Origin of the sequence: Melaminivora sp. (genome assembly GCF_032059615.1) — a bacterium.
Taxonomy (GTDB): Bacteria; Pseudomonadota; Gammaproteobacteria; order Burkholderiales; family Burkholderiaceae_C; genus Melaminivora.
Genome location: NZ_DAMCAM010000078.1, coordinates 1 through 11,840, shown reverse-complemented (window position 1 = coordinate 11,840; position 11,840 = coordinate 1). Strand labels below are relative to the sequence as shown.

Genomic DNA, 11,840 nt, shown 5'->3' with positions numbered 1-11,840 from the left:
CGCATTTCAATCCGCGCGGACGTGTTCTCGCGCGCGCTCTTTTTCTTTCTTTCTTGCCCCCTCCCCCTTTGGGGGAGGGCAGGGGTGGGGGCCAGCCGCGCTGTGCTCTGCAGCCTCGGGTCGTAGCACCAGCCGGCCCCCACCCCCACCCTCCCCCAGAGGGGGAGGGAGTGAAAACCGGGCCCCGGGTGCAATGCGCACACAGTGCTCTGCGTGAGCCTTGCCTTTCTTCCCCATCCCAGGCCGAGCGAAGCGTTGGCCCGAGTCATCCCCGCTTACCCCCTTCAATCCAGCGCCTTGCCACAGGTTGCCCCCGCGCTTGCAAAGCGCGGGGGTCGCAGGATGCAGGGGCGCGCTTCTTTGCTTACTTTCTTGTCGCGCGACAAGAAAGTAAGTCGCCCGCCGGGGCGAGTCCCGGCCCCCACGCCCAAAACAACCCTGACAACAAAACCAGCAAAAGCCCAAGCCAGTCAACGTCCCTCAGCTATCAAAAAACCAGCATCAGAAAGAAAATACTCCAACCCACTCGCCCTCCGCGTCGGCTGCCCAATCGCCTGCTGCAGCAACCCCGCCCGCTCGGCCACCAGCGTGAAAGCCTTGCGCGCCCGGGTGATGCCGGTATAGACCAGCTCCCGCCCCAGCGCCCCGGCCGCGCCCCCGGCCAGCACCAGCGCCGCGTGCTCGAACTCCGAGCCCTGCGCCTTGTGCACCGTCATGGCAAACGCCGTCTCCACCTGCGCCAGCCGCGCCACGCCCACCGAGCGCAGCTGCCCGCCCTGCAGAAAGAACACCCGCAGCGCATGCCCCGGCGCCGCCCCCGGCAGGGCGATGCCGATGTCGCCGTTGAACACCCCCAGCGCCGGGTCGTTGCGCGTGACCATGACCGGCCGGCCGGCGTACCACTCGCCGTGGCGGCGCAGGTGGCCGGCGTGCTCCAGCGCCTGCTCCACGGCCCGGTTCAGCCCGGCCACGCCCCAGTCGCCCTCGCGCACCGCGCACAGCAGGCGAAAGCGCTCGAAGGCCGTCAGCACCTCGCAGGCCCAGGCGGTGTGGGCGGTGCTGTCGTGCTCCAGCAGCAGCGGCCGCACCTGCGCCCAGCGCGCAAGCGCCCGGGCGTAGGGGCCGTAGCCGGGGGCGGCGTCGCCGCGCCCGTGCAGCGCCAGGCGGACCAGGGCCTGCAGGGGTGCGCCCTGGGCCAGCGCGACCGGGGCGGTCACGTCCACCAGACCGGCGCCGGCCACGCCGCCGCTGCCCAGCACCGCCGCCAGGGCGGCGGTGGCATCGCCCCGGTTCACGGCCGCGGCCAGCTCACCGATGGGGCCGCCAAAGCGCCGGCTGGCGCGCAGCATCACGGTCTGCTGGGCCAGGGCCGGGCCCTGGCCGTCTGCCGCCAGGTGCTCGGACGGCAGCTGCTCGCCCGTGGCCTGCTCGACCCAGCGGGCGGTCTGGCTGCCGTAGCGGCCCAGCGTCGCACCGCGGCACAGGTCGCCCATGACGGCGCCCGCCTCCACTGAGGCGAGCTGGTCCTTGTCGCCCAGCAGCACCAGCCGGGCCGTGGGCGGCAGGGCGGCCAGCAGGGCGGACATCATCTCCAGGTGCACCATGGACGCCTCGTCCACGATCAGCACGTCCAGCTCCAGCGGGTGGCCGGCATGGCGCGCGAACTGACGCGTGCCCGGGCGCGCGCCCAGCAGGGCGTGCAGCGTGCGCGCCGGGCCCATGCGCTGCAGCAGCGCCTGCAGGTCGAGCGCCTCGCCCACCTGCTGCTGCAGCCCGCCCAGGGCGTCGTCGATGGCCTGCTTGAGCCGCGCCGCCGCCTTGCCCGTGGGCGCGGCCAGCGCCACGCGCAGCCGCGTGGCGTCGGGCGCGGTGGCCAGCAGCAGCGCCAGCAGGCGCGCGGCGGTGTGTGTCTTGCCGGTGCCGGGGCCGCCGGTGATGACGGCGATGCGCCCGCGCAGCGCCAGGGCGCAGGCCACCTTCTGCCAGTCGCAGCCGGCGCCGGGCACGGCCGGAAAGAAGCGCTCGAGCCAGTGCCTCACCTGCGCCGGGTCCAGCTCCGTCTCCAGCGCCTGCGGCTGGCTGCGCTGGCAGATGGCCTCGGCCACCAGGCGCTCGTGGTTCCAGTAGCGGCGCAGGTACAGAAGCGCAGGCGGCCGCGTGCCGGCCCCGCCGCCCGCGCCGCCCGGCGCCAGCACCAGGGGCTGGCCCAGGTCGGCGTCGCGGCCGGGCACACGCACCAGGCTGCAGGCCGCCAGCGCCGCCAGCCAGTCGGGCAGGCGGGCCGGCAGTCGCGCCCACAGGGCCTGCAGCCCGGCGCCCTCGGCCGCGCTCCAGCCCAGCACGGCTTGGGGCGTGGCCACCAGCTCCGCCAGCGGCAGGCAGCTGTGACCGCGGCCTTCCATCTGCGCCAGCACCGCCACGGCCGCCAGCACGCAGGGCGCGGCCGCCGCGTCGTGCTCGTGCACGAAACGCGCCAGCGCGCTGTCGAGCCGGCGCAGCAGGCTGGCGTCGGCCCAATCGTGCAGCTGCGCCAGCACCTCGGCCGCGCAGGCCGCCTGCACCACAGGCGCGGACATGGACGCGGGGAGCGCCAGGACGGGGTCGTCCTCGAACAGGTCCAGCGTGGCGGTGTCCCCGGATGCGCGCGTGCGCCTCATGCAAGCTCCTTGTCCAGCCGGTTGGGGGATGCGGCGCCCTCCAGCAGGGCGTCCAGCGCCGCCAGCAGCGCCAGCGGCGCGGTTTCGGCATGCACGCCGGCGGCCGGGCCGTCGAGGCCGCGCAGGAAGAAGAACAACGCCCCGCCCAGCTGCTCCTCGGGCCGGTAGGCCGCGCCCAGGCGCTGGCGCAGCAGGCGGTGCAGCGCCAGCAGGTACAAGGCGGCCTGCACGTCGTAGCGGTGCGCCAGCACGGCGGCGGCCAGCGCCGTCGCGTCGTAGGCGCCGGCGTCGGCGCCCAGCTGGTTGCTCTTGTAGTCGAGCACCCAGTAGCGCCCCTCATGGGCAAACACCAGGTCGGCAAAGCCCATCAGCAGGCCCTGCAGCCGGCTGTGCGACAGGGCGGGACGGTCCGCCCCGGGCAGCAGGTGGGCACGGCACACGGCGTCGAGCCCGGCGGTGGGCAGCTCGGCCAGGGGCAGCCAGAACTCCATCTCGGCCAGCCGCTGGTGCGCCGCCCCGCCCGCGCCCAGCTCGGCCAGGCTGCACGACAGCGGCGGCAGGCGGTGGTGCAGCACGGCCGCCAGCCATTGGATGGCGGCCTCGGCCTGGGCCTGGCGGCCGGCACGCTGGCAGCGCCGGCGCAGGCGCTCGGCCAGCGCGCAGTCGGCACCCGGCGACAGGGCGAAATCCTCCTGCTCCAGCCATTCGAGCTGCTCGTGCAGGAAGTTGCCCACCAGGGCGCCCCGGGCGAAACGGTGCCAGGGCGCAGCCAGCGGCCCGGCGCGCCGCAGGGGGGTGCCGGCCTCGGGCTCTCCGGGTTCGTCGGGCGCGGCGCGGCGCGGCGCGGCGGCCAGCACCGGCACGGCTGCCAGAGGCTGCACGGGCGCTGCTCCGTCGGCGATCGAGCGCACCACCGAGGAGAAACTGGCCACGCCCCAGTGCCGGTCGAAGCAGCCGGCGTAGGGCGGGCAGTCGGCCAGCGGCGCGGCGCCCGCCGCGGGCGGCAGCCGGGTGGACGCGGCAGCGGCCTCGGCCGGCACGATCCGCATGTGCGTGCAGCCCTGCGCCAGCGCCTGCAGATGCTCGCGCCACTCGGCGGCGCTGCTGCCGGCCGCGCCGCCCAGCAGGTAGCCGCTGGCGCTGCGCTCGTTGGTGCAGGCGCGGGCGTTGCCGCGGCGCACCGGCCCCCAGCCCAGCCACAGGGCGTGGCGCGCACGCGTGAGGGCGACGTAGAACAAGCGCAGGTCCTCGCGCAGGCGCTCGTGGTCGGCCTGCTGCAGGTCCTCGTCGCTGTAGTCCAGCAGCAGCCGGCGCGCACCATCCGCCCCGGCCTGCCGCACGAAAGGCGTGCGCTGGCGCTCCAGCGGCTTGAAGGCGGCGGCAAAGGGCAGCAGCACCACCGGGTACTCCAGGCCCTTGCTCTTGTGCACGGTGACCACCTGCACCAGGTCGGCATCGCTCTCCAGGCGCACGATCTGCTCGTCGCCCACGCCGCCGGGCGTGGCCAGCTGCGCGGCCAGCCAGCGCACCAGCGCCTGCCGGCCCTCCAGCAGGCTGGAGGCCGACTGCAGCAGCTCGGCCAGGTGAAGCACGTTGGTCAAGCGACGCTCGCCGCCGGGCGCGGCCAGCCAGCGCGCGGGCAGCTGCAGGCGGTGCAGGGTCTGGCGCAGCATGGCCAGCACCCCCTGGCGCTGCCATACGCCGTACAGCTCGCGCAGCAGGGCGCTCTGGGCGTCGAAGGCCTCGTCGTCGATGGCCAGCTGCGCCAGCCGGGCCAGGGGCAGGCCGACCAGCCGCGTGGCCAGGGCGGCGCGCGCGGCGCGCGCGTCCTGCGGCGCCGCCACGGCGCGCAGCCACAGCAGCAGGTCGGCGGCCTCGGCGCTGGCCAGCACCGACTGCCGGTCCGACAGGAAGACCGAGGGCACGCCGCGGCGCTCGAGCTGCTGGCGCACCAGCTGGGCCTCGGCGCCGGTGCGCACCAGCACGGCAATGTCGCCCGGCTGCAGGCGCTGCAGCCTGGGCGGGGCGCCGCCCCCGGCGTCGTCCTCGAAGCCGGCCGTGGGGTCGGCCAGCCACTGCACGATCTGCTCGGCGCAGCACTGCGCCAGGTGCTGCTGCAGCGCGCCGCCGGCCAGCGCCTCGGCCTCGCCCGTGCCGTGGCAGGCCAGGGTGAGCGCCGGCACGGGTGCTCCGCCGGCAACGAAGCGCTCACTGCGGCCGCGCGCCTGCACCGGCACAAAGGGCAGCGGGTCATAACCTGCGGGGCCGCCGATGCGAAAGCGAAAGGCCCCATCGCCCGCGCGCTGCTCGGCCTGGGCGAACCAGTGGTTCACCGCCGCCACCAGCTCGGCGGTGGAGCGGTGGTTGGTGCCCAGCATGTAGTGCCGGCCGGCGGTGGCGCGGCGTGCGCGCAGGTAGCTGTGGATGTCGGCGCCGCGAAAGCCGTAGATGGACTGCTTGGGGTCGCCGATCAGCAGCAGCGCGCTGCCCTGCGTGGTGTCCCGCGTGCTGCCCTCCGTGCCCCAGATGCGCTCGAACAGGCGGTACTGCAGGGGCGAGGTGTCCTGGAACTCGTCGACCAGCGCCACCGGGTGCTGCGCCAGGATGCGCGCGCGCAGCGCCTCGCCCTGCGCGCCTGCCAGGGCCGCGTCCAGCCGCTCCAGCATGTCGGCAAAACCATAGGTTCCGGCCTGCTGCTTGAGCCAGCGCAGCCGCCGGCGCACGCTGGCCGCGGCGTGCAGGCGCAGGCGGGGCGCCAGGGGCTGCAGCCCGGCCAGCGCCTGCAGCAGCTCGGCCAGCGCCTGCGACTCGGGCGGCAAGAGCACGTTGGCGCCCTGCTTCAGGGCCTCGGCCAGGCCGCCGGGCACCAAGCGTTCGGCGCCTTTCTTCAGTGCCTCGGCCAGCCGGCCGTGCGGCGCCTCGGCCCAGGCGCGCAGCGCATCAAGCCAGACAGCGCAGTGGCCGGCCTGTAGCTTGCGCCCGTCCCAGGCACTCCTGTTGTTCGTCAGCTGGTCGGTGATCCAGTCCTGCAGGCGCTGCGCCCTGCCCTGCCAGCCGGCGGCCAGCGCGGCCAGGGTGGCCTCGGTCTGCGCCGTCCAGCCGCCGATCAGTTCCTGCGCGCTGCCCTCCTCGTCCTCCTGCGTGCCGAGGTCTTCGCCGCACAGCTTCTCCATGTCGGCAACCAGCGCGGCCACGCCCGGCCAGACCTGCAGCAGCGCCTGCAGCTCGCGCCCGTCCAGCGGGTAGCAGTGCTGGCGCCAGTAGTCGCGCGCGGCCTCGACCAGGCGCTGGCGCTCATCGCTGTCGAGCTCCTCGTCGAACAGGTTGCCGCTGTCGAAGGCGTGCTCGCGCAGCATGCGCTGGCACCAGGCGTCGATGGTGTGGATGGCTGCCTCGTCCATGCACTCGGCCGCCAGCGCCAGGCGCCAGGCGGCCTCCTGGCGCGCCGCGCCTTCGGGGCAGTCGTCCAGCAGGGCCTGGAGCACCGAATCGCCCCCGGCGCCGCGCTCGCCGCGAAAGCAGGCCACGGCCTCGACCAGCCGCGCGCGGATGCGCTCGGACAGCTCGCGCGTGGCCGCACGCGTGAACGTCATGACCAGGATCTCCGGCGGCAGCAGCGCACGGCCCGGGCCGTGCTCGCCCCCGTGGCCCAGCACCAGGCGCAGGTAGAGCGCGGCGATGGTCCAGGTCTTGCCGGTGCCGGCGCTGGCCTCGATCAGGCGCGCGCCGTGCAGCGGAAAGGTGCGGGCGTCCAGCACCTGGCTGCCGCTCATGCCGCCACCTCCTCGCGCAGCGCCTCGTCCCAGGCCAGGGGCGTGAGGCACTGCTCCCCCCAGTCGCGCAGCGGCCCGAACACGGCCGGGGCGTGCTGCTGCAGGCGCCCGCAGGCCTGCAGGGCCTCGAAGTCGGGGTACAGGCGCGCCCAGTACGGGTCCTCGACCTCACCCGTGCGCTGGTAGCTGCCCTCATAGGCGGCCTGCGCCTGGATGGCCGCGCCTTCGAGCAGGGCCAGGGCGGTGGCGCGGGGCAGGGGCAGGGGCGTGTCCTGCCCCTCGCGCCAGACCTGCAGCAGCGCCTGCAGCGCGGCGCGCGCCTCGTCCTGGCCCAGGGCCTGCACGCGCAGGCAGCCATCGCGCCCGAGCAGCAGTCCGCGCAGCGGCACGTCGCAGGCGGCAGCGGCCAGGCTGCGCAGGTACAGCGGCAGCAGCTTGTCGGCATGCGGCCGGCCCTTGTCATCGGTCACGGGGCCGGGGTGGAACTGCAGCCACAGCGGCACAGCGCCCGGCTCCTCGGGCAGGAGCAGCGCGTCCAGCCAGTCCTGCAGCACCACGTCGCCCGCGCGAAAGTGCAGGGGGCGGCGCGCGGCCGAGCGGCTGTGGCGCAGGCGCAGCTGCTGCCAGGCGGCCAGGCAGGGCGCGAGCGTCTCTTGCAGCTGCGCGGCCGCGTGCCGGCCCAGGCCCGCCAGGGGCAGGCGCCCGGCGCGCTGCAGGCGGGCCACCTGGGCCTGGAGCAGCATGGCTATGGGCGGAGCGCTGCCGCTGCGCTGGTGCTCGCTCCACCAGGCGCTGCTGACCTGCTCCTGCAGCTCCTGCACCAGCTGGTAGTGCTGCAGGCCGTCCAGGCCGAAGACCTCGTCGTCCTCGGGCGCTGCGTCCTCGACCTCGAACTGCACGGCCAGGCGCTGGCGAAAGAAGCTGCGCGCAGGGTGGCGCACGAAGCGGGTCAGCGCGTCCAGCGACAGCGGCACCCGTGGGTCGGGCACGAAGGTGGGCAGCGGCGCGGCGCCGGCCTGCGCGTCCTGCAGGGCCTGCCGCTGCGCGTGCACCTGACGCCACTCGGCGGCGTGGGTGGACAGGCCGCTGCCGGCCTCGAAATACGCCCGGCTGAAGGGCTGCAGCGGGTGCTGGCAGGTGCGCTCGGCCAGCAGGGTGCCCTCACCCCCGCTCTCGCTTTCGCCCTGCCAGCCGGCGGCCAGGTAGTCGCGCAGCTGGGCGACCAGCACCGAGGGCGGCTGTGCGCTGTTGTCGCGCACGTTGCGGCCCGACCAGCTCACGTACAGCACGCGCCGCGCCGACAGCAGCGCCTCCAGCATCAGCTGGCGGTCGTCGTCGCGGCGCGCGCGGTCGCCGGGCCGGTAGTGGCCGGGCAGCTGCATCAGGTCAAAGGGGCTGCGCGGTGCGCGGCGCGGATAGTCGCCATCGTTCATGCCCAGCAGGCACACCACCTCGAAGGGGATGGCGCGCATGGGCATCAGGGTGCAGAAGGTGACGCCACCGGCGCGAAAGCGCTGGTGCAGCGCGGGCTGCTCGAGTGCCGCCAGCCACGCCGACTGGGCCACGGCCAGCGGCACCTCCTCGGCGTAGCCGGCCTGCTCGCAGGCCTGTAGCCAGGCCTGCAGCGCCTCCTCCAGCGCGGCGAGCACGGCGCGGTCGGCCTCGTCCCGGGCGGCGAAAAGGTCCTGCACCAGCGCGCGCAGTCGCCCGGCCCAGGCCTCGGGCGTGGCCGGCAGCAGGGCGTCCTGCCACCAGCGCAGCAGCCGCTCGAGCACGCCGGCCAGCACGCCGGCCAGCTCGGCGTCCAGCCCGCCCACCTCGCCGTACGGCTCGATGTCCTGGAAGGCAGGGGCGGCGCCGGCCTGCAGGCCGTGGCTGCCGCTGGCGTAGCCCAGCAGCATGCGCCGCAGGCCGAACCAGGCGCTGTTGTGCTCGCCGCAGGCGTGCAGGCCCAGCGCGCCGCGCTGGCGTCCGTCCAGGCCCCAGCGGATGCCGCAGCTGGCCATCCACTGCAGCAGCTGGGGCGCGTCGCCTTCCTGCAGGCCAAAGCGCGCCGCCACGGCCGGCACCTGCAGCAGGTCGCCCAGCTCGGACAGCCGGCAGCGCTGGCGCGGCAGCTGCAGGAGCCACTGCAGCGCCCCCAGGAGCGGGCTGCTGGCGCGCGCGCCCAGGTCGGCGATGTCGAACGGCAAGTGGCGCGCATCCCCCGCCGCGTACTGGCCGAACACGGCGCGGATGGCCGGCGCCGCCGCCTGCACGTCGGGCAGCATGACGACCACGTCGCGCGGCTGCAGCGGCGCTTGGCCGGCCGGTGGCGGCGCGGCCAGCAGGTCCAGCAGCTGGTCGTGCAGCACCTCCAGCTCGCGCAACAGGCTGTGCGCGCTGTGAAAGACCACCGAGCGGTCGGCCGCCGGGATGCGCGCGCCGCCCGGCTGGGCACGCGGGTGCTCGGCCAGGGGCAGCAGGTCGCGGATGCTGCGCTGCACCTGGGCCAGCAGCGGCCCCTCGTGCGCCGGGCTGTCGTCGAACAGGTCGATGCGCGGCCAGGCCATGCGCTCGGCCATCTGGGCCGAGGTGTCGAATTCGTCGAGCTGGCGCACGTGGTCGCGGCACTGGCGGCCCCAGGCGGCCAGCAGCGGGTGTGCGTGGGCGTGCATGGCCGACAGCGGCAGCGCGCCCAGGTCGCGCCCGGCGCGCAGCGGGTGGCGCCGGCGCGCCAGGCGCAGCAGCTCGCGCCCGTCGATGGCGTCGGCCCAGTGGTAGCGGCAGGGGTTGGGCACGGCCAGCAGCACCTGGCTGTGGCGCGCCAGCGCCGCCAGCAGCCGCAGCAGCGCCAGCGGCATGTGACTCAGCCCGAAGACCACCACGCGCCGCGCCACCGGCCGCTCGGGCGGCTCGCCCGATTCGAGCCGCGCCAGCGTGCGCTGCAGCACGGCGGTGCGCGAGGCGGCGCGCTCGGGCTCGGGCAGGTCGGCCAGCAGCGCCTGCCACAGGAGCGCCTGCCACCGCTGGCCAGAAGGCAGCTCCTGCGCAGCCTGGCCGCCGGGCTGGCGCAGCACGGCGCGGCCCGCGGCCCAGTCGTCCAGCCAGTCGCCGCGATAGACCTGGTACTGGTCGTACAGGTCGGCCAGGCGCTGGCACAGCTGCAGCAGGCGCTGGGGCTGGTCATCGGCGCGCACGAAGCGCGCTACGGGAGCAAAACCGGGGGTGTCGAGCAGCTGGGGCAGCAGGCGCATCAGGCGCCAGGTGAGCGGCACCTTGTCCAGGGCGGAGGCCTGCGGCACGGCGCGCCGGCCCAGCACCTGGCGGCAGGTGCGCCAGAGAAAGCGCGCCGGCAGCTCCATGCGCGCGGCGGCGCACACGCCGTGCTGGCGCGCCAGCTGCATCTTGAGCCACTCGGCCATGCCGTTGCTCTGCACCAGCATGGCCTCCGGCTCCAGCGGCGCCAGCGGGTGGGCACGCAGCCACTCGGCCACGGCCTCGGCCAGCAGGTCGGTCTGGTTGCCGTGCAGTGCGATCAGTCCGGGCTGCCAGTGCATGTCGTGCGCGCTCCTCGTTGCCTGGGGGGCCTTGAAAGCGCGCCATTGTCGGGCATGCGGCGGGCTGGCCGGCTGCAGGCACCGGGCGCGGGGCGGCGGCAACGGCCCCGGTCAGCATTGTTTTGATAGCTGCATGCCCTTGTGCAGCAATGGCTTGAGCGGCTTTTGGCCATGAAGTCTGCGACAGGCGCACCACCCGCGAAAAACCGCAGGCGGGCGGGGCCCGCGGCAGCGGCCTTCAGCCAGGGGCCATCACTTGCCGATGCAAAAGCGCGAGAAGATGACCCCCAGCAGGTCATCCGCGCCGAATTCACCGGTGATGGTGTTGAGCGCGTTCTGTGCCAGGCGCAGCTCCTCGGCCAGCAGGTCCAGCGCCGGGCGGGGGCCAGCCAGCTGCGCCGCCGCCTCCATCAGGTGCCCGTCCACGGCGCGCAGCGCCTGCAGGTGGCGGGCGCGGGCGAGGTAGAGGCCCTCGGGTGCGCCCTGCCAGCCGGCGATCTGCAGCAGCGCGCGGCGCAGCGCGTCCAGGCCCTGGCCCGTGCGTGCGGACAGGCGCACGGCGCTGCCGGCGGCTCCGGCGGCTCCGTCGCCCGCCGGCGGCTGGCCTGCACCGCCAGCCTCGCCTGGCTCGCCCGCGGCGTCGCTCTTGTTCCAGACGTCGATGACCGGCACGGATGCAGGCAGCTTTTGCGCCAGGGTCGTTGCTATGTCCTGGTCTGCAGCTATGTATTCAGGAGCATCGGCGCGTGTCAGGTCGTGCAGGAACAGCACGGCGTCGGCACTGGCGATCTCCTCCCAGGCGCGCTCGATGCCGATGCGCTCGACCTCGTCCTGCGCCTGGCGCAGGCCGGCGGTGTCGATCACGTGCAGCGGCACGCCCTCGATCTGTATGGTCTGCTGCACCTTGTCGCGCGTGGTGCCGGCGATCGGGGTGACGATGGCCAGCTCGGCGCCCGCCAGCGCGTTGAGCAGCGAACTTTTGCCGGCATTGGGCTGGCCGGCGATGACCACGCGGATGCCCTCGCGCAGCAGCGCGCCCTGGCGTGCCCGGCCCAGCACGCCGGCCAAGCGCTCCTGCAGGCCCGCCAGCTGCCCGGCGGCATCGGCCTGGCGCAGAAAGTCGATCTCTTCCTCGGGGAAATCGAGCGTCGCCTCCACCAGCATGCGCAGGTGCACCAGCGCGTCGCGCAGCGCGTGCACCTCGCCCGAGAAGGCGCCCGCCAGCGAGCGCGCGGCGCTGCGCGCGGCCGCCTCGGTGCTGGCGTCGATCAGGTCGGCCACGGCCTCGGCCTGAGCCAGGTCGAGCTTGTCGTTCAGGAAGGCGCGCTCGGTGAATTCACCCGGCTCGGCCAGGCGCAGGCCGGGCAGCGCGCCCGCGGCGGCCACCTGCAGGCAGCGCGCCAGCAGCAGCTGCAGCACCACCGGCCCGCCGTGCGCCTGCAGCTCCAGCACGTCTTCCCCGGTATAGCTGTGCGGCGCGGGGAAGTACAGCGCCAGGCCGTGGTCGATGGGCTGGCCGGCCGCATCGGCAAAGGGCAGGTAGTGCGCATGGCGCGGCGTGAGCGCGCGCCCGAGCAGCGCCTGAACGAACGGCCCCAGCGCCCGACCCGAGACGCGCACGATGCCCACGGCGCCGCGCCCCGGGGCGGTGGCGATGGCGGCGATGGGGTCATGGTGGCGGGCGAGCATGGCGGGGAACGCGAAAGGGGCCGGGCCCGGCAGGGCTCGGCCCCTTTCGCTGCTTTCTTTTCTGTTACTTGATGGTGGTCCAGATCGGCATGGGCCGGTCGTCGGCGCGGTGCACGGTCTCCACGTTCTTGCGCATGGCCCAGGGGCGGATCTGGTGGTGCAGCGGCAGGTAGTAGTACTCG

General features: G+C 74.7%; 4 protein-coding genes. All 4 read right to left on the bottom strand.

Annotated features, from left to right (window positions below):
- Window positions 1-470 precede the first annotated feature (470 nt).
- The 4 genes from recD to mnmE all read right to left on the bottom strand — a co-directional run bounded on the left by recD (window position 471) and on the right by mnmE (window position 11,658).
- Window positions 471-2,657, bottom strand: a complete 2,187-nt coding sequence (recD, locus tag RT051_RS13385; RefSeq protein ID WP_313077451.1) for an exodeoxyribonuclease V subunit alpha — start codon at window positions 2,655-2,657, stop codon at window positions 471-473.
- Window positions 2,654-6,430: an exodeoxyribonuclease V subunit beta gene (gene recB / locus RT051_RS13380; protein ID WP_313077449.1), complete on the bottom strand. Its 3,777-nt coding sequence runs from the start codon at window positions 6,428-6,430 to the stop codon at window positions 2,654-2,656. The genes recD and recB overlap by 4 nt, the downstream gene beginning before the upstream one ends.
- A complete protein-coding gene (gene recC / locus RT051_RS13375; protein WP_313077448.1) occupies window positions 6,427-9,969 on the bottom strand; it encodes an exodeoxyribonuclease V subunit gamma in 3,543 nt (1,180 codons plus the stop codon). Before recC ends, recB begins: the two co-directional genes overlap by 4 nt.
- Before the next feature lie 252 nt (window positions 9,970-10,221).
- The gene (gene mnmE, locus RT051_RS13370; RefSeq protein WP_313077447.1) at window positions 10,222-11,658 is read right to left on the bottom strand and encodes a tRNA uridine-5-carboxymethylaminomethyl(34) synthesis GTPase MnmE; all 1,437 of its coding nucleotides are present in this window, start codon (window positions 11,656-11,658) and stop codon (window positions 10,222-10,224) included.
- Window positions 11,659-11,840 lie beyond the last annotated feature (182 nt).